Source organism: Bacillus sp. S14(2024) (genome assembly GCF_050473785.1).
GTDB lineage: Bacteria > Bacillota > Bacilli > Bacillales > Bacillaceae_G > Bacillus_A > Bacillus_A yunxiaonensis.
Genome location: NZ_JBFLUP010000006.1, coordinates 407884 through 433255 on the forward strand (window position 1 = coordinate 407884; position 25372 = coordinate 433255).

Here is a 25372-nt window from a genome sequence, read left to right on the forward strand (position 1 = left end):
GATATTCAGAGAGTCTATGAAGTCGTCCAACTATCGTAAAAGAAGTAAATTTTAGAAATCAAGTAACCATTATGGTAACGCATGCTTGAATACTGTGACAAAGTCTACCGAATGAAAGACGGTAAACTAGAGTAAGCTAAGTGTTATTTACCAAGAAAGTAGAAACAGAGATCATTCTAGCATTAGGATTAATGAAAAAAGTATATATGTAATGTAGATATTCAATTCAAAGAAGTTTTTCCAAACTTTAAGGAGGTTTTTGAAGATGATCGTTGTTACAAACAGAATTAAAACAAAAGTAGGATTTGCAGAAAAGATGGCTCCAGCATTTACTCGCCCAGGTGCACTACAAAAAATGGAAGGCTTTGTGAAAGTTGAAGTTTTAATTACACAAAACTTACCTGAGCATGATGAAATCAGTGTAAACACGTACTGGGAAAGCATGGACAGCTTTACGAACTGGAGAAATAGTGATGCTTTTAAAGAATCACATAAAAGACCAGAGCCAGGTTCTCACGAAGCACAGCAAGAATCACCGATTTTAGGTAACCAAATTATTGTTGCAGAAGTTGCAGGTGTAATGGAGGCAATTTCTGAGTAAATATGTTTTTTTATAGGAATGGATGTATCCGTTCCTATTCTATTATTTAAATGTGTGTCCCAAAACGAAAAAGTAGTATCTTTTTCGTTTTGGGACATTTTCATTTTCTTAAGAAAATCTTAAGAAACCTCCTCGCTATTTGTTAAGAAACAATATTTATACTTAGAGTCATCTTACACAATAGTGATTAAGCGAGGAGATATTTTATGCAATTCATTACATTCTTAACTGAATTTATTAAGCACCCGAAAAACACTGGGGCGATTGCTCCGAGCTCGAAAATATTAGCGAAAAAAATGGTGGATGCTATCAACTTTGAAGAAGCGAAATATATTGTCGAATTAGGACCTGGAACAGGATCTTTTACAAAAGAAATAATGAAGAGAAAAAAGAAACATACCAAATTGATTCTTATTGAAATTAATGAAGTGTTTTTCAAAGATCTACAGAAACAGTTTGAGGATGATCCAAGCGTTTTTGTTGTACATGGATCGGCTGAAAATATTCAAACGTACATCAAAGAGCTAAATATAGAAAAAATCGACTATGTATTATCTGGATTACCGTTTACTTCTTTACCGGTGGAAGTATCATTGCGTATTTTAAGCAATGTTATGGAAGCATTACAAGAGAATGGTGAATTCATCACATTTCAATATTCGCTTGTAAAGAAAGCATTTATCCAGAAGTTCTTTCCAGCGATATCACTTAAAAAGGTATGGTTCAATTTCCCGCCAGCTTATGTGTTTTGTTGCGGAAAAGAATAAGGGAGGACTGTAGCGAATGGACTTACATGAATTGTTATTATATATTCAACATTACGGTTACGGTGCCTTGTTTTTTTGTTTATGGTTAGGGATTATTGGGATGCCAATTCCTGATGAAATGGTTGTGATGAGCGGTGGATTTGTTTCATCGATGGGTATATTAAAACCAATTCCAGCTTTTATACTAACGTATTTGGGTGTTGTGTCAGGGCTATCTTTAGGATATATACTTGGGAAAATGTTTGGCTCGAAAATTCTTGATAGAATTATGAAAAAGAAGAAGATGAAGTATCTTTTAAAATCACAAGAACTACTGAATAGATACGGACGTTATGCATTGGTAACAAGCTATTTCATACCAGTAGTGAGACATATTGTTCCTTATTTAGTTGGAATCAATAATATGCCATTTAAAACGTATGCCAAGTACTCATACGTTACAGGATTTGTTTGGACATTGTTATACTTTATAATTGGATTTATCTTTGGAGGAAACATAGAGCGTATTGTAGAACTCACAACTAAGTATGGCGTGTTTTTTGGAGTAGTTATTGCGATTGCATTTGGTACTTCTTATTTATATAGACAGCGAAAAGAACAGATAGTTGTAGGTAAAGAATCGAAGGAATCTAAAGATTTGATAGGCTGAAAATGTTGGAGGGGCTATTGTGAGCAAAGAAACAATACTTGTCGTAGATGATGAAAAAGAAATTAGGGACCTCATTACCATTTATTTGAAAAATGAGGGGTATGAAGTATTACAGGCTGGGGATGGTGCAGAGGGATTAGAGCTAGTAAAGAAACATCAAGTGCACTTAGTCGTATTAGATATTATGATGCCGAAAGTAGATGGTATTCATATGTGTATGAAAGTACGGGAAATAGCTGAGATGCCGATTATTATGTTATCTGCAAAAACACAAGACATGGACAAGATTTTAGGATTAACAACTGGTGCAGATGATTATGTAACAAAGCCTTTTAATCCATTAGAATTAATTGCACGAATTAAATCGCAGCTTCGCAGATATATGAAAATGAGCGGAGGCTTTATACAAAATGAAAATGAAATTGAAATCGGGGATATGAAAATGAATGTTGCAACACATGAGGTGATTGTTGCAGAGGAAGAAGTGAAATTGACACCGAGGGAATTTTCGATTTTAGAGTTACTTGCCAGAAATCGCGGGATAGTATTTAGTGCGGATCAAATTTATGAGCGAATATGGAATGAACAGCCTTTTCAATCTGATAACACTGTAATGGTACATATTCGGAATATCCGTGAGAAGACGGAAGAAAATCCAAGGAAACCTCGTTATATAAAAACAGTGTGGGGAGTGGGTTATAAGATTGAGAAAGATATTTAAACCATTTTATTATGTGAATAAAAAAATAATAGGGTTAATAAACAAAGTTTTAAATCATCATGTTCGCCGAAGTATTAGAATTCAATTAATTACTACGTTTATTTTTTGTGCATTGTTAGGTTTTTTTGTAACAAGATTATCCGCTCCATTTTTTGAAAGGGCTAATCAACATGCAGAAATTGATTATAGAAGTGGTATGGAGCAAATTAATGACGAAGCAAAGCGCACAGCAGAGACCATAGTGAGAGAAAATACAGTAGATGCGTTGCAAAGCATGATTGATATGGAAAACCAAAAAGCTGAACATAGTCAGCATGCTTTAAAAGTACTAGTTACGGATGAAACAGGTAAGGTTTTGTATAAAACAAAACAAGCACAGGAAGAACAAATCAACCTGCATGATACCATTCGCAATGTGATGTCCTTTGCTATTAACCGTCCAATTGATAATAGTGGTTCAAGAGAAATTGAGGACTTGCATAAAGAATTTATCACTTTTTACCCAGTTACAATTGAAGGTAAAAATTTATATATGTTCGTGAGCGGCATTCCAAGAGGAGATGTTATATATAACACGACAGAAGGACCTTTTCCATTTCTTATTGGCGTTATTGTATTCATTTTTTCTTTCTTCTATATAACGAAGCGAAAGATGAAACAGATTGAAGCGATGGCGCAAGGGGTGAAAGAAATCGCGAAAGGAAACTTAGCATATCGAATTGAGGAAAAGGGACAAGATGAACTGGCTTTATTAACAGAAAATATTAATCATATGGCAGAAGAGATTAGGATGAATATTGAAAAAGAACGGAAAATTGAAAAGCAAAAAAGTGAATTGATTACAAATGTATCACACGATTTGCGAACACCGCTTACTTCTATTATGGGATATCTACGTTTACTTAGAGATGCCAAATATGAAAATAAAGAACAATATGATGAGTATGTAAGAATCGCATTTTCAAAGTCAGAGCAGTTAAAGAATTTAATAGAAGATTTATTTGAGTACACAAAGCTAACAAATGAGAAAATCACATTAGAAAAGCAAGAAGTATGTGTAAACGAACTTCTTGATCAATTAATCGAAGAACTTGTACCACAAGCAGAAGAACATCATCTTTCGTTTGTGAAAGAATTTCCTGAAGAACGTCTATACGCTGCCTTGGATTCGGAAAAAATCGTCCGTGTGTTTGATAACTTATTGATGAATGCAATTAAGTATAGTAAAGATGAGGGAGAAATTGCAGTTTCACTTCAAAAGCAGCGGCGTAACATTTGCATTTCTGTTGCGAATCATAGTGAAGAATTTACAAAAGAAGAGCTTGAGAACGTATTTGAACGCTTTTATAAAAAGGATCAATCGAGAAGTAGGGTCTCAGAAGGGTCGGGACTTGGTCTTGCAATTGCGAAAAGTATTGTTGAGATGCAGGGCGGAGAAATTCGAGCAGAATATGAGAATGGAATAGTTCGGTTTATTATTGTATTGCCGGTTGTAGCGGAAACATAATTGTTCTTCGTATCAATTGATGGAAAACCATCATGAATCGGATGATTATAAAAAAGAAAAGCACCTCAACTTCCAATGAGATGCTTTTTCTTACATATATTTACACACGCACAGCCGTACCGCTTACAGCAACCATTAACATCCCGTCGCGAACAACCTCGTAGTCTACATCGATACCGACAATTGCATTTGCGCCTTTTTGCTTCGCAAGACTTTTCATTTCTTCCATTGCAATATCACGTGCTTCTTTCAATTTACTTTCATATGCACCAGAACGGCCGCCGACAACGTCGCGAACAGAAGCGAATATGTCACGTACAATATTTGCTCCCATAATTGCTTCACCGTTTACGATATCAATATACTCAATAATTTCTTTTCCTTGAATAACAGAAGTTGTTGTTACGATCATTACCGACACTCTCCTATAATCTCTAAAAATTTGTGATTGTTTTTATGCTTTTATTATTACATTGAAACAGTAAAGTAACTATCTAATTCTCTTACATAAAGGTGACAGTTTCGTAAGGTTTCATTTTATTCTGATGAAAAAACGTCTCAAGTTTTCTTGAGGCGTTTTCTTGTATAGTAATGTAGAAATAAAAAAATATAAATTTTTGAAACCAAAACATTCCATATTCTATCTAATAAGTGGAAGGAGGGATAAGATGGATGAAATAAAATTAGTGAAAAAAGCGAAAAAAGGTGATGCTGCAGCGTTTGAACAGCTCATTAACCTCCATCAGGACCAATTATATCGAACTGCTTATATGTATGTGCAAAACAAAGAAGATGCATTAGATATCGTACAAGAAACAGTTTATAAAGCGTACTTATCCTTAAATCAATTACAGCAACCCAACTTTTTTCTGACGTGGTTGACGCGTATTTTAATGCATAATGCTTATCAGTTGTTGAATGAGAAGAAGAAGGTTCAAAAATTAGAAGATAGCAGGGAATCTGCTGCTTACGGAGACGAACGGAACAAGGTAAACCAAATTGAGCAAAACATTGATTTACAAGTAGCGATTGGACAATTAAATGAAAATTATCAAACCGTAATTATTTTACATTATTATTATGATCTTCCGATAAACCAAATTGCTTGGCATATGCATGTACCTGAAGGAACCGTCAAAACGTATTTACATAGAGCGAGAAAATCATTAAAGAAATTATTAGGAGGGAGTGATGAGAATTGGATAAACAGTGGTTTAATGATGAAATAAACAAAATCGAAGTTCCTCGGGAAGAATTACATATTGCTATAACAAAAGGTATGAATAGGGCCCAACAAGAAAAACCAGTAAAAAGAAAAGATAAACGAAGAAAGATTGCATGGTTAGCTGCAGCATCAGTATGTATGTGTGTACTAGGTTCAGGATTTGTTTTTCCGCAAATGAATCGTGTATTAGCAGAAGTTCCGCTTATAGGGAAAGTGTATGATTATTTTCATGATACGATGGGACAAGACCTCACAGAAAGTAAACTTATAACAGAATTGAATCAACAAGCAGTGAGCAATGGTGTTAGTGTAACGATGAAAAGCGTTTATTATGATGGCGGTCGGATTAGTATCATATTTAAAGTGGATAATCCTGAAAAAGTAAAGATGGGAAAGACTTTTGCTAATGAGTTTGATTATAATTTTAAACTTGTTGATGGGAGTCGGAAATGGCAGAGTTCCGCTTCATGGATTGGGAGGAGAACGGAAAATGGCTGGCTGGGTAATATCCGTATTAATTATCCAGAAAAAGAATTACCCCCAAATACAACGTTGCCAATTACGATTACATCTATTGGCGAAACAAAAGGGTTCTGGAAATTTGATATCCCTGTGAAGCAATTAGAGAATAAAAAGATTAACTTGCAGCAGTCCATTAGCAGTGAGGATCAGCAGCATACATTTCACTTTGAAAATATTACAATTGGTAAAGGAGCAACGACGATTGACTACAAAGCGATTTATCCGCTTGCAGGAGAGAACGACTTAGCACAAATTCGCAAAATAACAGATGACAAAGGAAAAGAAATTCATTTGTCCAGTTCAGGAATTAAATTTGGCAGAGAAAAAGTAGGTGATCATGTAGAATCTGAAGAACGTTCTATTTTCGGAAAAATTCCTGATGGTGCAGAATTTATTACATTATATCCTCTTGTTCTTTTATCTGAAAAACCAGCAATTGTGAAATTGGATGAAAAAACACCATTTGAAATTAAGAGTACACGTAGTGATTTCAAAATTAGTGTGAATAAAATTCAACATAAGAACAGCCGATTAATCGTGCAGTACACACTTCAAAATGTGGATACAAAGCGTATATCTATGGATGAGTTAATGAATCGTGGTGAAGTTATGAATGTAATGGATTCTGCGTATATAGATAAGGAATTTGCACCGATTGGTCATATTGTAAAGGGAAGCACGGTGAAAGTGTTAGATAAGGAAAAACTGCAATTTCAAGCAACGTTCCAATTGGACGGAAAATATGGCGTGAAAAATTTCAGCTTAAAGGATTATGTATTAGAAGTGGATATGTCATCGTATCACCCTGAGAAAACATTGCCGCCAGTTCAGATTAAATTAAAGTAAAACGATCCTTCATGATTTTACGTGCAATTGGTTATAGTAACAAAGGAACGATAATCAAGGAGGCTACATTAGTGGACAACAGTAGTAACTTTTTAGAGAAATTGCACGATACACAGGAGAAAGCTGAAAGAAATAAAAAGCGCCAAGGTAACGGGAATCCAGGCAAAAAAAAGCCGAATAAAACACATAAATAATTACGAAAAGTTTATGAAAAACACCTCCGTATTGAGGAGGTGTTTTTTCTTTGTTTTTAATTTCTTTTTTCTTTCTGAATTTTATCCCGCTACTTTAGGGCAGTAAGACTCCCACCTTAAGGTTTCGAGAAAACAAAGAAGATAGGTGGGAGACAACTGCTGGCATGCGCCCGATTGGTGAGAGCTTTTCATCCCCCCACTGATGGAAGTTTCACTTTATGTGCAGCGCTTAGTGTTTGTTTTTCTACTGCGAATATATAGCAAAACGAAAAGTGCGAGAACGAGTAATACAACTACTAAGATAAAAGCGTAACGGTGAATAGAATGACCGATCAGATGCCAATCTTTCCCGAATACCATTCCTAATTTAATAAAAGTGAAACTCCATATGAGTGCTCCCGTGTAAGCGTAAAGGCAAAATTTTCGAAAGCTCAAACGGGAGATACCAGTTAAATAGGCAGTAACATGCCGAACTCCCGGAATAAAGTAACCAAAAACCAATAAAGGTGGACCAATTTTTTGAAAGAGCTTTTGTGTCCGGGCAATTTTATTTTCTGTAATGTGCAGTTTAGGGCCAAATTTCCTTAAGAAGGGAAGTCCAAGTGTTTTTCCTAATATGTAACTAAGCGTAATCCCAACTGCAGAGCCAAACCAGGCAGTTAGTAAGGCAAGAGAAAATATCATCTTTTTTTGAAATATATAATACCCTACAAAAGTTAACAAAGTTTCATCGGGTATCGGTAAGCCGATAATTCCTCCAACTAAAGCAATAATCAGTCCAAAATATCCATAATGGGAAATGAAATAAGTTAAGTGCTGTTCTATTTGTAATCACCGTCCGTCTCATATGCATTAAGAATTACTATGTATTCTTCTTAGTTTCACCTAATTACATGCAATCATTACTATACGGATCATTTAATTTATAAGAAATAGCATGTATAAAAACGTCCCGCAATTAAATACTAACCATATTAAATTTGCTATTTTTTATTATAATCTAAAAAGGGGCTGTAAACATGATTTTAAAACAACCGTATAAGTTGTGGATTGCCTTAGTGAGTGTGTTAATTATTGTTTCAAGTTTTGTTTTTCCACTTGGAAAGGCATTTGCACTAGTAATGGATCATACGAAGTATCAAATGGATTGGAGTTATAGTAAGTCTTTAAAGAAACCAATTCGAACTGAGCTTATTAAAACAGCAGATGGAAAAATTGCCTACTGTTTAAATGTACATTTAAAATCACCAAGCGGTCAGGATTTACCTGAAATAGGAAAAGCAGATATTGGGGTATACCGTGTATTACTCAATGGATATCCGGTAAAAAGTCCGCAAGAGCTCGGTGTATCAACTTGGGAAGAAGCACATTATGCAACGCAGCTAGCTGTATGGAATGCGCTGAAGCAAATCGATATCAATGATTTAGATCATCGCAATAAAAATGTAGGAAAAGCAATGAGAGAAATTGTTACAAATGCGGAGAACAGCACAGAAGTGCAAGAGATTACGATGAATGTGACTCCAACAGAAAAGCAAACAGCAACGTTAAAAAATGATTTCTTTGAAACTGATTTGTATACAGTGGAAACAAATGCAACAAAAGGCACGTATCAAGTGCAAGCAACGAACGCCCCTGAAGGCGTAAAGTTTGTGAATGAAAATGGCGAAGCAAAAACACAGTTTAACGTAGGTGAAAAATTCCGTGTTCTAATTCCAAAAGCAACAAAAGCAGGGGAATTTAGCTTTAAAGTTGTTGCAAACCTTTCGAGGTTACAAGCTATTAAATATAAAGGTACTCCTGCAATCCAAGATGCAACAGTTCTTGTAGAACGAGGAGAAGAGAAAACGAGTCCTGACTTGTTAGTAAATTGGAAAGCACCAGCACCTTCTAAAAATAAAAGATAATAACAAATCCCAACGCTTCGAGTTAGTGTGAACGTTGGGATTTTTAATTTCTAAAATTTTTTAAAAAACGACGGACATAAAATCGTATGTTCTTTCGAATAGTATAGAGGAAAGCTATAAACAAAATATTTATATATAAAGAGGAGATAAGGAAAATGATAGAAAAATATGAAGATATTGCTGAAGTATTAAAGGTATTAGCACACCCTGTGCGTTTATGCTTAGTAGAAACAATGCTTACAAAAGGCCCTACGAATGTAACAACAATGTATGAAAAATTAGGAATGCCTCAAAGTACAATTAGTCAACATTTATCTAAGTTGAAAGCTGCTAAAGTCGTTGCAGGTACTCGAAAGGGATTAGAAATTTATTATGAAGTAGTGGATGATCGTACAAAAACGATAGTAGCAAACCTTATTTAAGTAAAATAGTATTTTTTTGACTCCGTGGAACTCACTACTTTTGTAAAAGACGTAAAGCCCCTAAAATAATTTTTTGAAGGTTCCAGATACAACACATTCCGATTGTTTTTTCATTCTAACGCTATTTTTTAACATTCTAATAGTTTATTGTAGATCCTAAAATATTTCGTAATAAAATATTAGGCTGTTAACCGAATAATAGAGAAAAGAAAAGAAAAAAACCATAAAAAAGCGCAATTCTTTCAAGAAAGAATTGCGCTTTTTTATGTGAATTATATTTCCATGTCAGAAAATGTGACATGGATTATTTTTATGCAAGTGATAGTATTATTGAGTATTTATAAGAAAAACAAAGAATTAGCGAGGTAAAAATGTGTAGTTGTTATGTTTTGTCGAAAATTGTTGTTTTTTGAACGATTTCAAATTATAATTTAACTTATGTGAGGAAAAAAGGGAGGGTGAAACATGATAGATATTTTACAAAAGTTTATTGGAATAACGAATGATTTTATGTGGTCTAAATTGTTAATTATTATGCTTATTGCTTGCGGAGTTTATTTCACATTTAAATCGAAATTTGTACAGTTTCGAATGTTAAAGGAAATGGTCCGTGTGTTAATGGAAGGGAAAGCTGGTTCTAAAGATGAAATTTCCCCATTTCAAGCGTTCTGTGTTGGTATGGCCGCTCGTGTTGGAACGGGAAATATCACAGGAATTGCGATTGCAATTGCATTAGGTGGTCCTGGAGCGGTATTCTGGATGTGGATTATTTCTATTATTAGCTCAGCATCCAGCTTTGTTGAAAGTACATTAGCTCAAATATATAAGGTAAAAGATAAAAATGGTTTCCGTGGCGGTCCATCCTATTATATGGAAAAAGGATTGAACAAACGTTGGATGGGAGTATTATTCTCCATTTTAATTACGATTACTTTCGGTCTTGTATTCAATTCTGTCCAATCAAATACCGTTACACTTGCTTTTCAGAACTCATTCGGTACAGATCGTCTAACTTTAGGGATTATCATGGCAATTGCTTTCGCTGTGATTATCTTTGGCGGTGTGCAGCGTATTGCCAAAATGGCTGAATATAAGGTAATGTTCCTAGCGGTGTTATACATTGGTGTTGCATTATTTGTTGTAATTACGAACATAACAAAAATGCCGGAGGTTCTTTCTCTTATTGTTCAAAACGCATTTGGCTTTAAACAAATAGCGGGCGGTTCAATCGGTGCAGCGCTCATGAATGGAGTTAAACGTGGTTTATTCTCAAATGAAGCTGGTATGGGGAGTGCGCCAAACGTTGCCGCAACGGCAACAACAAGCCATCCAGTGAAACAAGGACTTATTCAAGCATTTGGCGTATTAACGGATACACTGATTATCTGTACAAGCACAGCCTTTATTATTTTACTTTCTGATGCATACAAACAACCAGATCTAACTGGTATTGCACTTACACAAGCAGCATTAAGTGAACACATCGGTTCTTGGGCGTCAGGCTGTCTAGCTATCTTTGTTTTCCTATTTGGATTCGGTGCGTTAATTGGTAACTATTATTACGGAGAAACAAATATTCGATTCTTAAACAATAGTAAAGTATGGTTGATGGTATACCGAATAAGCGTGTTAGCCATGATTGTATTCGGTTCTGTAGCAAAGGTCCAATTTGTATGGGATTTAGCGGATTTATTTATGGGCTTTATGGTTATTATAAATTTAATTGCTATTGCATTCCTATCAAAAACAGCCTTTGCTGCACTTACAGACTATTTAAAACAGAAGAAGCAAGGAAAAGATCCTGTATTCCATGCAAGCTCTATCCCAGGATTAAAGAATGCGGAATGCTGGGAAGATTCAGTTGCTGGAAAAGAAAAACAAGTAGGTTAGTGATCCGAAAAGAACATAGAAGGGATAGCTTCTATGTTCTTTTTTTGGCTATTTTTCCCTTTAAAAAATATATTGCATTTCTGAAAGATAACGCTTACAATTTCCTTATGGATAGAACAAAATGATATCATTCTCATATTCCACATGAACTATGTAGTATATAAATTCGCGCAATGCAAACGCTTACTGATGTAAGTGTTAAATGGTTTTTAGAGGGACTTATTTTTTTAATCTGAATTGTCAGACGTCTATCGTTCAACGACTAATAGGGAATGATAGATGAAACGAAAAAAATGGAGGATTCACATATGAAATTTGTCATGTTTCTTGTAGGATTAATTGCTGTATTTATATTAGCGTTTCTCGTAAGTACTGATCGAAAAAAGATTAAATACAAGCCAATTGCTATAATGCTTGTTATTCAATTAGCATTATCATATTTCTTACTAAATACACAGATTGGATACTATTTAGTTAAAGGGATTTCTGACGGTTTTACTGCAATTTTAAAATTTGCGGACGCTGGAATTAGCTTTGTATTTGGCGGACTTGTAAATAAGGGAGAATATACATTTTTCCTTTCTGTATTACTTCCAATTATTTTCTTAGCGGTGTTAATTGGAATTATGCAACATCTAAGAATTTTACCAGTTATTATTAAAGCAGTTGGATTTTTATTAAGTAAAGTAAATGGTTTAGGAAAATTAGAATCTTATAATGCAGTAGCAGCAGCAATTGTTGGTCAAGGAGAAGTCTTCATTACAGTAAAAGATCAACTAAGTAAGTTACCAAAAAATCGTTTATACACACTATGTGCTTCTTCTATGTCAACAGTATCTATGTCAATCGTTGGTTCTTACATGAAAATGATTGATCCTAAATATGTTGTAACAGCACTTGTTTTAAACTTATTTAGCGGATTTATTATCATTCACATTTTAAATCCTTACGATGTAAGTGAAGAGGAAGATATTTTAGAGTTACAAGAGGACAAGCACCAAACGTTCTTCGAAATGTTAGGCGAGTACATTATGTTAGGATTTACAATTGCGGTTACAGTAGCAGCGATGTTAATCGGATTCATTGCATTGATGGCGGCAATTAACGGTCTGTTTGATTCTATTTTCGGTATTACATTCCAAACAATCTTAGGATATGTGTTCTCACCATTAGCGTTCATTATGGGTATTCCAGCATCTGAGATGGTAACAGCTGGACAAATTATGGCAACAAAATTAGTAACAAACGAATTCGTTGCGATGCTTGATTTAGGAAAAGTAGCAGGTCATTTAACACCTCGTACAGTTGGTATTTTATCTGTATTCCTTGTATCATTTGCGAACTTCTCATCTATCGGAATTATCGCAGGCGCAACGAAGAGTATCGACGCAAAACAAGCAAACGTTGTATCTTCTTTTGGGTTAAAACTTGTATACGGTGCAACATTAGTAAGTGTGTTATCAGCAATTATCGTTGGGGTAATGCTATAAAAAGAAGAAGAAAAAGCAATGAGCAGTGGGCTCATTGCTTTTTTTGTTGCGTGCCCAGCTTAGTTGGGCACTGCTCGCCGGCGAAAGTCCAGTCTAGGTAAGAACCAAGTCGCCTAGTAGCTGACAGGCAATGGGGGAGGAATTCTAAGATTGAAGCCCTGTGACAAAGTAACTTTTTACTAGAAGTGCGAGCTTATACTGTTCGGACATAACCTTGCCCTACAGTTTGTGGTAAACAATTCTTCTAATCCTTTTTATAAGATGCTCCGGCTCGCGTTATAGTCTCTATCCAATACCGTTCCACACTTTGTACAAATGTGAGTACGAATGGAGAGACTTCTTCGCACGATTTTTGCAAAAAGAACAGTCTTGTGAGAAAGAGGAGTACATAGAGTATTTACAATACACAAAATCGTAACAAATTAAACAGTATATTCAGAAATTTTGAAAGGTGTATGTTACTTTCTTAGCGAATAAGTTAGATAGAGAATTTTGATCAAATAAAAAACCCGAATCATAGATAAACATGATTCGGGCTATCATTCAGATTAATAAGCTAAGCTGAATAGACCTTTAATGTGTGATAAGTAACGAACGTTACTTGCTTCTTTCATTAGAGATGCTGGTAAGCCTTTAAGTGGAGTTGAGCTTGCTCCGATTGTAGCAACCGCATCTTTACGTCCTAGACTTGCAAGTGTTCCAGAGTTTACTGGTGCGAACTCTTCGAATGCTTTGCCTTCTAGTGCTGCGTATAAGTTGTATCCAATTAACTCACCCATTTGCCAAGCGATTTGTGCAGTTGGTGGGTATGGACGACCGTCTGGAGCAAAGACAACAGCGCTGTCTCCAGCAACGAATACGTTTTTGTGAGAAGTAGATTGTAGGTATGCATCAACTGTTGCACGACCACGGTTTACTTCAAGACCTGATTCACCGATTAATGGGTTACCTTGTACGCCGCCTGTCCAAACGAATGTGTTAGCTACGATTTTTTGACCGTCTTTTAAGTCGATTTCATTGCCAGCAACGTTTGTTACAGGAAGACCTGTTAAGAATTGAACGCCGCGTGCTTCTAAGCTAGTAGTTGCACGTTCAATTAAATGATCAGGTAATACTGGAAGGATTTTTGGACCTGCTTCAACAAGAAGAAGTTTAATTTCTTTTGGATTTACGCCGTGGCTTTTTGCAAGTTTAGGCATAATGTCAGCAAGTTCACCAACTAGCTCAACGCCAGTTAATCCGCCGCCGCCGATTAAGATTGTAGCATCAGCTTCGTTTTTCGTTTTAGCGTATTCACGAATACGGTCTTCAACGTGTTTGTAGATTTTGTTTGCATCAGCAGCAGATTTTAATACCATGCTGTTTTCTTCTAGTCCTGGAATACCGAAGTAAGCAGTTTTACTTCCTAAAGCAACTACAAGTGCATCGTAAGATAAAGTAGTGCCACCAGCTAGTTTAATTTCTTTGCTATCAACTGAGAATGACTCAACTGTTGCGATTTTAAGATCGATATCTTTGCCTTTGAAAAGTTTTTCTAATGGCATAGCAATTGCCTGTTCAGAAATATTTCCTGCTGCAAGGCGGTGTAGTTCCGTAATAATTTGATGTGTTGGATATTGGTTGATAACTGTAACTTGTGCTTCTGATTTGCTGTAATGTTTACGTACATTTAAAGCTGCAAGAAGTCCGCCATAACCAGCACCTAAGATGACAATTTGTTTTGACATAGTATGATATCCCCCGTCTTTACTAATTGTTGTGTAAGAAAGAATTATTTATGATTGCGTTCTCCAGTAATTTGAAGATAAGCGTTTACAAAGCGAAACATTTTTTGTGCTTGCGGATCTTTTAGCATTTTTAAAAGGCCAAAAAGACCGATAACTTCGTTGCTTTCTTCAGCGCGATCTTTCGCTTCGATAGCAGTTGCAGCAATGGTTTTCACTGTATCTTTTACAGGTTCTGCAAGTTCTTGGATTGCTCCAACAGTATCATTTTTTAATACTTCATCAGTAGCGACTGCTTGAGCGAAATCATAAGACTTTGTTAAAATGTTAACGAGCTCAGTTAATTTTGGAAGTTGTTCTACTAATGTAGTTAAAGACTCTTGAACTTCAGGCTTTAATAGCTGATCAAGTACATCAAGCTGTGCTTGACTAGCAGAAATTTGTAATGATTCTTGTTCAGGCTTTGTTTGAGTGATTGTTTCTGGCATCTCCAATTCTCCTTTACGATAGCAATACGTCTTAAATTTTTGGGAATCAAAGAAGATTCCCCATTATAGGTAAGATTTCTTCGTCCGTAACAACTCGAGGAAATTTGTAAAACTTTACACAAAGATTTAAGGCAAGATGCTCTTAAAGTTACTATTGCGGGTGAATACGTCTTTTCAAACCGTTGCAACATTCGAATGAACTATACGTAATCACCGAATCTGAAATAGTAAATTTTAAAAGGCTAGTTGCGTCCTCTAGCTTATGGACTTGTCCAGTAAAAGACTTTGTCTACCAACTGAGTATATTATATACTACAATACACCTATGTTAACATAAAAATGATTATTAAGCATTCGATTTTAATGACTATGATCTACGAACTTACAGGGCGTTATATCTGTTGTTTTATTTCAATTTTACAATGTAAGAAGCATAAATTGACGAAAGCAGTTGATTTATGCTTTTTTTGTTTGCGTGCCCAGCTAAGCTGGAACAGAAAAGAGATGGCAAAGCCATCTCTAAGACATCTGTTTTAGTTTTCTACTCTATTACTCAGCTGGTGGTGTAAACGTGCGTTTTTCTAATTCAGCATCTAACATAAATAATGCATTTGAATCGTTTGTAATACGCTTTAATTTTTGAATGATGCTATCGAAAGATGCTTCTTCTTCTACTTGCTCGTCAACGAACCATTTTAAGAAGGTGATGGTAGCATGTTCGCGCTCATCCCAAGCGATATCAGATAGGTTATAAATACGTTTTGTAACCTTACGTTCATGCTCAAGGGCGATTTCAAAAGCAGATAAAATCGATTCATATTCGTTATTTGGATGATCAAATCCAGTAATGATTGCACGCTCACCGCGATTATTAATATAATTGTACAGCTTCATAGCATGGAAACGCTCTTCCTCTGCTTGTACAAGAAAGAAATTAGCAAATCCATCGTAGCTTTCTGATGTACAATATGCCGCCATTGCCATATACACATGGGCGGAGTAAAACTCAAAGTTCATTTGATCATTTAGTGCGTCGCGTAATTTTGGAGATAACATAAAAAAAAGACCCCTTTCATATTATTACGATATAATCATATCATAATTGAAAATAATTCTCACTCATTATTCAAATCGCTTGGAGAGTTTCTTAACATGCGTTTCCATAATATCTTGTAAATCTAAATTATATTTTTGCGCTAAAATAATAAGATTCCCTAATACATCTCCAATTTCTTCTTTTAATTCAATTGTTAATTCTTCTTCGCTCTTTTTTTGTTCATCTGGACGATCACGGCCAATTTCAATAGCACGCACGACGCGAGAAACTTCGCCAACTTCCTCCGCTAAAAAATTAACGCGAATAAAGGAATTATATTGTGCCCATCCTCGCTCATAATAAAATTGTTCCACCCAGCTTTGAAATTCATTCGTATTCATCCTTTTCCCATCCTCCCAATATGTAGTATGATTACATTGTAGCATAACAATATGTAGTCTTGGGGTGGAGTAATGAAACGTATTTGTGTATTTGCAGGATCGAATGTTGGAGAGCGTCCAGAGTTTCAAGCAGAAGCTCGGCAGCTTGGAGAAATACTAGTTCAAAATAACATAGAGCTTGTATACGGAGGCTCTTGTGTTGGATTAATGGGAGAGGTAGCAAATCAAGTATTAGAGCTAGGCGGCCGTGTAACAGGTGTCATGCCTCGCGGATTATTTAGAGGTGAAATTGTTCACCAAGGCTTAACAGAGCTAATCGAAGTGGAAACGATGCATGAGAGAAAAGCGAAGATGAGTGAACTTGCTGATGCATTTATTGCACTTCCAGGCGGTTATGGAACATTTGAAGAGCTGTTTGAAGTGGTATGTTGGTCGCAAATTGGGATTCATGAAAAGCCTGTTGGATTGCTGAACATTGCAGACTTCTACACACCGTTATTACAAATGGTGGATCGTGCGGCAGAGGAAGGCTTTATGAACCCATCGAATAAAGAATTACTTGTATCTGCAAAAACGGCTAATGAGTTGGTTCCTAAAATGAAAGAGTACAAACGACCAGTGATGGGAAATAAATGGAAGCAGTTAACATAAAGTGAAACTTCCATCAGTGAGTGATTTTTTTACTGATGGTTAGTTGAACCAATCGGGCTTTTACGGGTAGTGATCCCCCACCTATCTTCTTCGTTTCTCTCTAAATCTTGAGGTGGGAATCTTACTGCCCGTTAATGCGGGATAAAGTGAAACTTTTTACTACCCATGAATAGCGGGATAAATAAAAAACCGAGCGGAATATTCCCGCTCGATTTTTTGGCTTGATATTTGTCGAATGCGGTCGAAGGATCTTTGTGTTGTGTCGAATCACCGTTATATTAGAAAAAGAGACGATATATCGGTGCCGCTTCCGCTTTTCTTATTGGTTTAAGAATGCACGTAACATCCATGCGTGTTTTTCAAGTTCTGTGTAGATGCCAAGTAGTAGGTCAGATGTCGTTTCATCGTCTGCATCTTGCGCGATTGTCATGCCTTTTTTCAGTTCACCAAGCATCACTTCATAGTCTTTCATAATTGCTTCAACCATCCCTTCGGCAGTTTCTCCGTAAGCTGCTTCTTGAACAGAAGATAGTTCTAAGTATTCTTTCATTGTTGCTACTGGTTTGCCGCCGATTGCTAAAATACGTTCTGCAATTTCATCGATGTGCGTAGCTGCTTCTGTATAAAGTTGTTCGAATTTCTCATGTAATGTAAAGAATTGAGGTCCTGTTACGTACCAGTGGTAGTTGTGTAATTTTGTAAATAAAACGTTCCAGTTTGCTACTTGTTTGTTTAATACTTCAATAACTTGTGTATTCATACTATCAATCTCCTTCACGTTTTTATTTTGTATCAATTACTAATTTATAATTATTATAATCTAATAACGGGTATGAAATCAACCCTTTTTGCATATATAATTTTTAAACATTTTGTGACGAAGCGGTATGTTTAAAACAGAGGATAATGTGACATATAGATAAAAGAGAATAAATAGAAAGGGGAATGAAGATGCAGCTCCTATTTCAAAAGGTATATCAACAAGCTGGGAACTGGTATGTACTTGATGACGATTTTCCATGGGATATAAATCAAGTAAAGAGGGATGTGTTCTCATTAATTGAACGGCGTGAGGTACCTGTATTTTTCTGTGATACGTGTGAAACAAATGATGTGTTAGTACAATTAGGAGAAGAGGAAGAAGAATTTTTATTTCCGTTGAACGGATTTTATCATAAAGAAAAACGTTTAATTTTCGTTTGTATGTGGGAGAAGTATGAGCAATTATTAGAAACGCTGTTGCATGAGTTTCGGCATGATATGCAGCATGAACGAAAGTTATTGTATGTCGGTAATGAAATGTATGAACAGCGGTGGATTGAGAAGGATGCAAGAGTGTTTGCGAAGAGAAAGATGAGAGAATTTATGAGAAGGCGTGCAAACTAAAACATATTGGGCACGGCTCTATGTTTTAGTTTGTACTTACAAAAAGAAAGTAGTTGACTTTTTAAAAGTTTAGTTCTAAACTGTTGTTACAGAGCTTAGTGAGGTGATGGAATGAAAACAGATGAACGACTTGGTTTATTAGTATGGTTTCGTTTATCACGCTTTTACAACCAGAGTATTAGAGAAACGAATCGACATTTAAAAAAGTGGGATTTGTCTGCTGCGCAATTTGATGTATTAGTACAAGTTGGGGCAGGGGATCGTTTGACGCAACAAGAATTAGGACGAAAGCTTTTCGTTACAAAAGGAAATGTTACGCAGCTTTTAAGTAAAATGGAGCAACTTGGTTTGATTCAAAGAGAGCAAGAAGGAAAAACGAAGTATCTTTCTTTAACAGAGAAAGGTAAAGCACTGTATGAAGAAGTTGTTCCGCCTCAAGAAAGGTTTCAAGCATCGCAATTTTGCAAGTTGGACCGAGAGGAACAGAAACAGCTGTTAGCGTTACTTCGTAAATTACAATCATAAAAAATTTTAATAAATATCTCGAATTCGAGATAATATGAGGTGAAGGATATGTTTAAAAAAATCGATCATAAACAAATGGGAAGAGCAAATCACGGTTGGTTAAATACACATTTTCATTTTTCATTTGCAGATTACTACAATCCAAATAATATGAGATTTGGTGCGCTTCGCGTAATTAATGATGATTTAGTAGCGGCACAAACAGGATTCGATATGCATCCACACCGCGATATGGAGATTATTTCTTATGTAGTGGACGGAGCATTAACGCATCAAGATAGTATGGGAAACCGCGGGACAATTGAGCGTGGTCATGTGCAATATATGAGCGCTGGAACAGGTGTCTTCCATAGTGAGCACAACTTAGGAGATGAAACATTACGTCTTCTGCAAATTTGGATTTTACCAGACCGCGCTGGCCATACGCCAAATTACGGTGAGTTTAAATTTGATTGGAATAAACGTGAGAATACATGGTTCCATATGGTTTCACCAATTGATGGCGGTGCACCGATTGAAATTCATCAAGATGCAAATTTGTACTCTCTTGCTTTAGAAAAAGGAAAAGAGATTACATTCTCAGTTGGTGAAGGACGTCAAGCTTATTTGGTTCAAATTGAAGGAAGCGGTATTGTGAATGGTGAAACGTTAGTGATGAGAGATGCAGCAGAAGTAATTGAAGAAGATATCCGCATTCAAGCAGCAGAAACAGCTCATTACTTAGTAATTGAGATGAAGAAACAATAATGAAGTGAAACTTTCAACAGTGAGGAAGCTTACTGCCCGCGAATAGCGGGATAAGAAATGAAGAAGACCTGACTTTGATAATGTCAGGTCTTTCTTTTCGTCTAATCGCGAATTCCTAGTGCGATTTTTGCCATACGTGACATCCGTTCTTTGGACCAAGGTGGATTCCAAACAACATTTACTTCTATTTCGTTTACTTCTGGAACATTTGTCGATAATACCTTTTTGACATCAGATACAATTTGACCAGCCATTGGACACCCGATAGAAGTCATTGTCATTGTAATGACGGCATTATTTTGTTCGTCAGTTGTAACATCATATACTAATCCAAGGTTTATAATATCTACGCCAAGCTCAGGGTCAATTACAGCTTCTAAATTGGCATATACTTTATCCTCTAAAGGTTGAGACATACTAACACCTCTATTTATGATTGATATTTATTCTCATTATACAAGATGAGGAGAGAAAATGCAGTGATTGAGCTCACAGCATTTTTTCTAGATTAAAAAGCATTCCTTATAAAAGGAATGCCTTTCTTATTACTCTGTTTTAAAGCGAGAAACGAGTGTTTCCAGCTCTTCTACAGTATGCTTCATTTGTTTAGACATTACAGACATATCTTTCATTACATTTACTTGCTTACCAGCAGAGCTTGCAGTCTGCGTTGTTTCAGCTGCTACTTCATTAGAGATGGAAGCGATATTATTGAGGGAGAAATTCATTTCTTCTGCACTTGCAGCCATTTCTTCAGCAGTCGCTGACACCTCTTGCATTTGTGAGGCTACTGCATTAATTTTTTCTACAATAGTTGCAAAAGAAGAACCAGCTTCCTGTATAACTGTAATTCCTTGAGAAGCTTCTTGTTGACCTTGTGTCATCATATTGTTTGCAGCTTTTGTATCATCTTGAATATGTTGAAGCAATTGGTTAATGCCTATTGCAGCTGTTTTTGATTGTTCTGCAAGTTTTCGTACTTCATCAGCAACAACGGCAAACCCTTTTCCTTGTTCCCCGGCGCGTGCAGCTTCAATAGAAGCATTTAAGGCAAGGAGATTTGTTTGTTCCGCAATATTTGAGATCGCTTGGACAGCTGTATCAATTTGCTTTGTATGTGTAGTTAGACGTTCGACAACTTGAGATGTAGCATTGACCGCTTTATGAATGGTTGTCATTTGTGTAATTGATTTTTCGATTACTTGCGTACCGCTATTTGCATGATCAGAAGTAGTTACAGCAAGTTCAGCTACAGTAGAAGCAGATTCAGCGATGCGTTGTACACTAACAGCCATATCATCCATAGCAGTAGAGCTTTCTTCAATGCTAGAAACTTGTGATTGAATACTATTTTCTAATTCAGACATTGTCGTTTGGATATTCGTTGTTGCATCCATAGAGATGTTTGTTTCTTTTAACATGCTGTCAGAAGCAGTTTTTACATCAAGAGACGTTTTCTGTACTTGTCCAATGATATGTTGTAAGTTCTCTAGCATTTGATTAAAGGAAGCAGCAATTTTACCAATTTCGTCATTGCTGTTTACATGTAATCTTGCTGTTAAATCCCCATCTTGAGAGGCAAGCTCTTTTAACTTCGTATCAATTTGTTGAATTGGTTTTACAAGTTTACCGGAGTATAACCACGCTGCGATGATCGCAATCATTGTACAAAGAACAAGAGAAATAAAGATAATCAATTCAACGAATGCAGATGAATTTTTTACTTCTTGGATGAGCTGATCACACTTTGCATTTTCGTCACTACTATATTTTGTGAAACTACCGATTACTGTATAAACAGTTCCGTTTTGTTCAGCAGTAACTTTTTGTGCTTCTTCCCATTTCCCTTCGCTAGTAAGAGGAAGCACTTTTTCATTAATAAAACGATTCCACTGTGATCCTAAATCGATGGTATCTTTTATATTTTGGGAAGTATTTGGATCGTCTAGCAGTTTTCCTTTTGTATCGTCTAGTAGCTTTTCCATTTCGCGATACTTATCTAGTTCAGCAGAATCGTGCTGTAATAGATAGCCTCGTAAGGCTGAAAGTTGCACTTGATATGCCACACTGCGTTCTTGTAAGAGTGTTGCTCTTGGTGCAAGATCTTTTTGTAATGTGTTTGTTATCTTTTGTTCACTTATAGCAAAGAAAAGAATAAAAGCTAATGCGATGCCAAATAAAGCACAAATTGTACCCATCATAAACATAAGTTTTTTACGAATACCCATGTATTTCATAATTATAAATCCTCCTTTTTATAATTGTTTTATAACGATTATTGTATATAAAAATTTAAAAGAATGCTTTATTTCGACTGTATTTGAAATAAAGCATTCTTCTCCTTTAGGCATTATAGCAGACACGATATGGCAGGAAAAGTGAGAAAAAATTATTTTTTTATAGACCTGTCATGGGTGGCAGAGAGAGAAACAGATAGGCGTTGTTGAGATATAGTTTTAAATATGATTTAGCAAAGCGGAAGTATGGTGATTATAAAATGAAAAACTCCTCCTTTGTCTCAAGTTTTCTACAAAAGGAGGAGTTTGCGAAATATTTCACTCCATACTTCATTTGCAAAGTTGTTTTCAGGCTTATGATTCCGTTTTAAAACGAGATACGAGTGTTTCCATTTTTTCTACAGCAAGTTTCATCTCTTTAGAAATCACAGACATATCTTTCATTACGTTTACTTGCTTATCGGCGGAGTTTGCAGTTTGTGTTGTTTCTGCTGCAACTTCAGTTGAAATAGAAGAGATGTTATTAAGTGAAGCATTCATTTCTTCTGCACTTGCAGCCATTTCTTCCGCAGCTGCAGAAAATTCCTGCATTTGTGAAGATACTTCATTAATTTTTTCTACAATGATTGCAAAAGAAGAACCAGCTTCCTGAATGACTGAAATTCCTTCAGCAGCTTCTATTTGACCTTGTAGCATCATCGTGTTTGCAGTGCTTGTATCGTTTTGAATATGGCGAAGTAATTGATTGATATCTGTTGCAGCTGTTTTAGACTGTTCTGCGAGCTTTCGCACTTCATCAGCAACAACAGCAAATCCTTTTCCATGTTCCCCGGCGCGTGCAGCTTCAATGGAAGCATTTAAGGCAAGAAGATTTGTTTGTTCTGCAATATTAGAGATTGCTTGTACAGCATGATCAATAGAGTTTGTATGTGTAATAAGACGCTCAACAACTTCAGATGTTGCATGAACAGCTTTGTGTATGGTACCCATTTGCGTAATAGATTTTTCAATGACGTGACCACCATCATCCGCTTGCTCAGAAGCTGCTACAGCAAGTTCCGCAACAGTAGAAGCGGATTCAGCAATGCGCTGTACACTAACAGCCATATCATCCATAGCAGTAGAGCTTTCTTCAATGCTGGCAATTTGAGAGTGAATACTATGCTCTAATGTTGACATCGTTGTTTGAATATGAGTTGTTACATTCATAGAATGTGTTGTTTCCGTTAACATATTTTCAGAAGCTGCCTGTACGTCTGTAGATGTTTTTTTAACCTGATTAATAATGTTTTGTAAGTTTGAAAGCATTTGATTAAATGATGCTGCAATCTCTCCAACCTCATCTTTGCTACGTATAGGAAGACGAGCTGTGAGGTCACCATCCTGAGATGCTAGTTCTTTTAGTTTAGAATCAATTTCTTGAATAGGCTTCACAAGTTTACCAGAGAACCACCATGCTAGTATAAGAGCTACTATTGTACATGTGATAAGTGAGATGAAAATAATCAATTGTATTAATGTTGATGAATGCTTAATTTGATCGATTAATTCATCACGTTTTGTGTTTTCCTGCGCTGTATATTTCGCGAAATTTCCTAAAATGGTATCTACAATTTCGTTTTGCTCTAATGCAATTTTGGTTGCTTCATCCCATTTGCCTTCTCGTGTAAGAGGAATGACTTGATTATCCATTACGCCACGCCATTTTGCGCCCATGTTAATGGTGTCTTTCATTTCTTGTGGAAGACTCTTATCGCTTGTTACTTGTTCGCGTGTATCGGCTAATTGTTTCCCAGCTTTATTAAACCGCTCTAGCTCTTTTTCATCGTGCAGTAATAAATAGCCTTGTAAGCCAGCAACTTGAGCCTGAAACAAATCTCCGCGCTCTTTTAAGATAGTTGCTTTGCGAGAAACATCAGCTTGTAATGTTTCTGCCTGTTGCGCTTGACTTGTAGCGAAGAATAAAATCACTGCTAAAGCGATGCCAAATAATGAACAAACGCTTAGTAGCATAAAGATGAGTTTCTTCCGAATACTAACATACTTCATTTGGAACCATTCCTTTTTATCTTTTTATTATGATTTATATATATTGAATGAAAAGAGAACGCTTTGTTTCCTAATGTATGTTCACTGGAATTATAACAAACGGCATATAGGAGAGAAATAGATGAAGGCTTTTGTTCAAGAAATGTATACATTTATATATAGGATAATAAAATTATATTGTGAAAGTAAAAATATGTATTGTATGAACGAATTTGTTGCTGTATAATCCTAAAATAATGATAGTGAAGCTTGTTTGGATACTGCTTTTGACTATTTAGTAATCTCCAGCTTCGACTTGTATGCGCTATACATAGAAGAAAAACTCTCTTCACTTTGAAGAGGGTTTTTCTATGTGTTTTTGGAAATTAGTGTATAGAGTCCAGGGATGCGATGTTCAATTCCTTCCGGAGCGTGAGGTGGAAAGACCCATTTTTGCTTTGCGCCGTATTCTTCTGTGAGTTCTTCGATATGGAGTCCTGCTTGCGCAATTTTTGTTACAATTTCTCCCAACGTCCATCTGCGAATTGTATTTTTAGGTAAACAGGAGCGCTCTGATACTGATAAGAGCATACTGTAGGCCACATCTACTTCGATTACATTTTCATCAAAGTAATTACCATTTGCGATTGCTCGGTTATTTTCTATTTGCAGAAGCTTTGTATACATTGGGTGATAGTCGCGTAAAAGGAATGTTCCACCTTGTTTTAGTAATTGAGAAATCAGTGTAAATAAAGGCTCTAAATCTATGAAATAGTGGAGTACACCAAGCTCAAGTAATACTACATCAAATGAGCCTATTGTTTTTGGTATATCGATCACATCAGACACGATGTATTCAATATGTGTTTCAGCGGCTGCGGCAAGTTCTCTAGCATATGTTGCATTACTCTCTGAAATATCGACAACTGTTACTTCTGCTCCTAATAATGAAAGGGCAACTGCCTTACTTCCTTTTGATCCCATTAAATTTATAATACGTTTACCTTTCAATTCACCGAGATAAGGCAAATAATAAGCAACCTCGGCGGTAGGATTTTCCCGTATTCGTTTGCCAAAAGAATGCGGCGTTCCGTGGCGATTCGTCCAAGCTTCGTAAGCGGCTTTGCTCCAGCCGGCTTTATTTTTTGCACTTAATTGCTGTTGATTCAAACATATCGCTCCTTTCCGTGAAGGTATATAGTTTCCTTATGAAAGTGAAAAATCCTGCTTGTTATTTATAAAATAGTTTGATTTTTCTGTATAATATCTATACAATGTAGATTACATACGAAAAGCGTTGAAGAGGAAAAGTAGAATGAAATCATTCTTTCCAGAGAGCTTCGGTAGCTGAAAAGAAGCAAGAATGCGCATTCGAACAATGGCCTCTGAGCTTCGTCCTGAACTTATC

At 36.0% G+C, this 25372-nt stretch carries 28 protein-coding genes and 1 other annotated feature (1 of these 29 cut by a window edge); of the genes, 16 read left to right on the forward strand and 12 right to left on the reverse strand.

Annotated features, from left to right (window positions below; all coding sequences use genetic code 11):
* Positions 1 to 265 precede the first annotated feature (265 nt).
* The 5 genes from AB1279_RS02240 (at position 266) to AB1279_RS02260 (ending at position 4245) form a co-directional block, all read left to right on the forward strand.
* Positions 266 to 601, forward strand: coding sequence for a heme oxygenase (locus AB1279_RS02240; protein WP_429757692.1), 336 nt, complete (start codon positions 266 to 268; stop codon positions 599 to 601).
* A gap of 206 nt (positions 602 to 807) precedes the next feature.
* On the forward strand, positions 808 to 1368 hold the full coding sequence (locus AB1279_RS02245) for a class I SAM-dependent methyltransferase (RefSeq protein ID WP_429757694.1): 561 nt from the start codon (positions 808 to 810) through the stop codon (positions 1366 to 1368).
* Between the two features lie 16 nt (positions 1369 to 1384).
* Positions 1385 to 2017, forward strand: coding sequence for a DedA family protein (locus AB1279_RS02250; protein WP_429757695.1), 633 nt, complete (start codon positions 1385 to 1387; stop codon positions 2015 to 2017).
* A 19-nt stretch (positions 2018 to 2036) separates the two neighbouring features.
* The gene (locus tag AB1279_RS02255) at positions 2037 to 2738 is read left to right on the forward strand and encodes a response regulator transcription factor (RefSeq protein WP_429757696.1); all 702 of its coding nucleotides are present in this window, start codon (positions 2037 to 2039) and stop codon (positions 2736 to 2738) included.
* Positions 2722 to 4245 carry a HAMP domain-containing sensor histidine kinase gene (locus AB1279_RS02260; protein WP_429757697.1) on the forward strand — a complete coding sequence of 508 codons (1524 nt, stop codon included), beginning with the start codon at positions 2722 to 2724 and terminating at the stop codon, positions 4243 to 4245. The genes AB1279_RS02255 and AB1279_RS02260 overlap by 17 nt, the downstream gene beginning before the upstream one ends.
* Before the next feature lie 100 nt (positions 4246 to 4345).
* Here the strand turns inward: AB1279_RS02260 and AB1279_RS02265 are convergent, their stop codons facing one another.
* Positions 4346 to 4657 (reverse strand): heavy metal-binding domain-containing protein, encoded by a 312-nt coding sequence (locus tag AB1279_RS02265; protein WP_154711262.1) that lies wholly within the window; start codon positions 4655 to 4657, stop codon positions 4346 to 4348.
* A gap of 256 nt (positions 4658 to 4913) precedes the next feature.
* Between AB1279_RS02265 and AB1279_RS02270 the strand changes: the two genes are divergently transcribed.
* The 3 genes from AB1279_RS02270 to AB1279_RS02280 all read left to right on the forward strand — a co-directional run bounded on the left by AB1279_RS02270 (position 4914) and on the right by AB1279_RS02280 (position 7032).
* Complete coding sequence (locus tag AB1279_RS02270; protein WP_429757698.1) at positions 4914 to 5474, forward strand: sigma-70 family RNA polymerase sigma factor; 561 nt, start codon at positions 4914 to 4916, stop codon at positions 5472 to 5474.
* Positions 5444 to 6838 (forward strand): DUF4179 domain-containing protein, encoded by a 1395-nt coding sequence (locus tag AB1279_RS02275; RefSeq protein ID WP_429757699.1) that lies wholly within the window; start codon positions 5444 to 5446, stop codon positions 6836 to 6838. The genes AB1279_RS02270 and AB1279_RS02275 overlap by 31 nt, the downstream gene beginning before the upstream one ends.
* 71 nt (positions 6839 to 6909) lie before the next feature.
* Positions 6910 to 7032: a DUF4023 domain-containing protein gene (locus tag AB1279_RS02280; RefSeq protein WP_230574650.1), complete on the forward strand. Its 123-nt coding sequence runs from the start codon at positions 6910 to 6912 to the stop codon at positions 7030 to 7032.
* A 216-nt stretch (positions 7033 to 7248) separates the two neighbouring features.
* On the opposite strand, the gene AB1279_RS02285 is transcribed toward AB1279_RS02280, so the two are convergent.
* Positions 7249 to 7857 carry a DedA family protein gene (locus AB1279_RS02285; RefSeq protein ID WP_429761280.1) on the reverse strand — a complete coding sequence of 203 codons (609 nt, stop codon included), beginning with the start codon at positions 7855 to 7857 and terminating at the stop codon, positions 7249 to 7251.
* 194 nt (positions 7858 to 8051) lie between these two features.
* Between AB1279_RS02285 and AB1279_RS02290 the strand changes: the two genes are divergently transcribed.
* The 4 genes from AB1279_RS02290 (at position 8052) to AB1279_RS02305 (ending at position 12741) form a co-directional block, all read left to right on the forward strand.
* Positions 8052 to 8939, forward strand: a complete 888-nt coding sequence (locus tag AB1279_RS02290) for a thioester domain-containing protein (protein WP_429753206.1) — start codon at positions 8052 to 8054, stop codon at positions 8937 to 8939.
* 155 nt (positions 8940 to 9094) lie between these two features.
* Positions 9095 to 9361 carry an ArsR/SmtB family transcription factor gene (locus AB1279_RS02295; RefSeq protein ID WP_429753207.1) on the forward strand — a complete coding sequence of 89 codons (267 nt, stop codon included), beginning with the start codon at positions 9095 to 9097 and terminating at the stop codon, positions 9359 to 9361.
* Positions 9362 to 9826: 465 nt separating this feature from the next.
* Positions 9827 to 11251 (forward strand): alanine/glycine:cation symporter family protein, encoded by a 1425-nt coding sequence (locus AB1279_RS02300; protein WP_429757700.1) that lies wholly within the window; start codon positions 9827 to 9829, stop codon positions 11249 to 11251.
* A 308-nt stretch (positions 11252 to 11559) separates the two neighbouring features.
* Complete coding sequence (locus AB1279_RS02305; RefSeq protein ID WP_429757701.1) at positions 11560 to 12741, forward strand: NupC/NupG family nucleoside CNT transporter; 1182 nt, start codon at positions 11560 to 11562, stop codon at positions 12739 to 12741.
* Positions 12742 to 12995: 254 nt separating this feature from the next.
* Here AB1279_RS02305 and AB1279_RS02310 read toward each other — a convergent pair whose 3' ends face one another.
* The 5 genes from AB1279_RS02310 to AB1279_RS02330 all read right to left on the reverse strand — a co-directional run bounded on the left by AB1279_RS02310 (position 12996) and on the right by AB1279_RS02330 (position 16390).
* Entirely contained in the window at positions 12996 to 13088 is a 93-nt protein-coding gene (locus tag AB1279_RS02310; RefSeq protein WP_429753210.1) for a zinc ribbon domain-containing protein, read from the reverse strand.
* A gap of 201 nt (positions 13089 to 13289) precedes the next feature.
* The gene (locus AB1279_RS02315; protein ID WP_429757702.1) at positions 13290 to 14468 is read right to left on the reverse strand and encodes an NAD(P)/FAD-dependent oxidoreductase; all 1179 of its coding nucleotides are present in this window, start codon (positions 14466 to 14468) and stop codon (positions 13290 to 13292) included.
* A 44-nt stretch (positions 14469 to 14512) separates the two neighbouring features.
* The gene (locus AB1279_RS02320) at positions 14513 to 14953 is read right to left on the reverse strand and encodes a DUF1641 domain-containing protein (protein ID WP_429753212.1); all 441 of its coding nucleotides are present in this window, start codon (positions 14951 to 14953) and stop codon (positions 14513 to 14515) included.
* Between the two features lie 549 nt (positions 14954 to 15502).
* Positions 15503 to 16009 carry a ferritin gene (locus tag AB1279_RS02325; RefSeq protein ID WP_429757703.1) on the reverse strand — a complete coding sequence of 169 codons (507 nt, stop codon included), beginning with the start codon at positions 16007 to 16009 and terminating at the stop codon, positions 15503 to 15505.
* Positions 16010 to 16075: 66 nt separating this feature from the next.
* Positions 16076 to 16390 (reverse strand): MazG nucleotide pyrophosphohydrolase domain-containing protein, encoded by a 315-nt coding sequence (locus AB1279_RS02330; RefSeq protein ID WP_429753214.1) that lies wholly within the window; start codon positions 16388 to 16390, stop codon positions 16076 to 16078.
* A 72-nt stretch (positions 16391 to 16462) separates the two neighbouring features.
* On the opposite strand from AB1279_RS02330, the gene AB1279_RS02335 reads away from it, so the two are divergent.
* Positions 16463 to 17041, forward strand: a complete 579-nt coding sequence (locus AB1279_RS02335; protein ID WP_429753215.1) for a TIGR00730 family Rossman fold protein — start codon at positions 16463 to 16465, stop codon at positions 17039 to 17041.
* Positions 17042 to 17360: 319 nt separating this feature from the next.
* Here the strand turns inward: AB1279_RS02335 and AB1279_RS02340 are convergent, their stop codons facing one another.
* Entirely contained in the window at positions 17361 to 17801 is a 441-nt protein-coding gene (locus AB1279_RS02340; protein ID WP_377880204.1) for a Dps family protein, read from the reverse strand.
* A 191-nt stretch (positions 17802 to 17992) separates the two neighbouring features.
* Between AB1279_RS02340 and AB1279_RS02345 the strand changes: the two genes are divergently transcribed.
* From AB1279_RS02345 to AB1279_RS02355, 3 genes are all read left to right on the forward strand, one after another.
* Positions 17993 to 18427: a DUF3920 family protein gene (locus AB1279_RS02345; protein WP_429753217.1), complete on the forward strand. Its 435-nt coding sequence runs from the start codon at positions 17993 to 17995 to the stop codon at positions 18425 to 18427.
* Between the two features lie 111 nt (positions 18428 to 18538).
* Positions 18539 to 18952, forward strand: a complete 414-nt coding sequence (locus tag AB1279_RS02350) for a MarR family winged helix-turn-helix transcriptional regulator (RefSeq protein WP_429757705.1) — start codon at positions 18539 to 18541, stop codon at positions 18950 to 18952.
* A 48-nt stretch (positions 18953 to 19000) separates the two neighbouring features.
* Positions 19001 to 19699: a pirin family protein gene (locus AB1279_RS02355; RefSeq protein WP_429757707.1), complete on the forward strand. Its 699-nt coding sequence runs from the start codon at positions 19001 to 19003 to the stop codon at positions 19697 to 19699.
* A 101-nt stretch (positions 19700 to 19800) separates the two neighbouring features.
* Here the strand turns inward: AB1279_RS02355 and AB1279_RS02360 are convergent, their stop codons facing one another.
* From AB1279_RS02360 to AB1279_RS02375, 4 genes are all read right to left on the reverse strand, one after another.
* Positions 19801 to 20115 (reverse strand): metal-sulfur cluster assembly factor, encoded by a 315-nt coding sequence (locus AB1279_RS02360; protein ID WP_429753221.1) that lies wholly within the window; start codon positions 20113 to 20115, stop codon positions 19801 to 19803.
* A gap of 129 nt (positions 20116 to 20244) precedes the next feature.
* Positions 20245 to 21936 (reverse strand): methyl-accepting chemotaxis protein, encoded by a 1692-nt coding sequence (locus AB1279_RS02365; RefSeq protein ID WP_429757708.1) that lies wholly within the window; start codon positions 21934 to 21936, stop codon positions 20245 to 20247.
* A gap of 354 nt (positions 21937 to 22290) precedes the next feature.
* Positions 22291 to 23985 carry a methyl-accepting chemotaxis protein gene (locus AB1279_RS02370; RefSeq protein ID WP_429757709.1) on the reverse strand — a complete coding sequence of 565 codons (1695 nt, stop codon included), beginning with the start codon at positions 23983 to 23985 and terminating at the stop codon, positions 22291 to 22293.
* A gap of 348 nt (positions 23986 to 24333) precedes the next feature.
* Positions 24334 to 25134, reverse strand: coding sequence for a class I SAM-dependent methyltransferase (locus AB1279_RS02375; RefSeq protein WP_429757710.1), 801 nt, complete (start codon positions 25132 to 25134; stop codon positions 24334 to 24336).
* Positions 25135 to 25252: 118 nt separating this feature from the next.
* Positions 25253 to 25372: a binding site (T-box leader), on the forward strand; it runs 153 nt beyond the window's last position.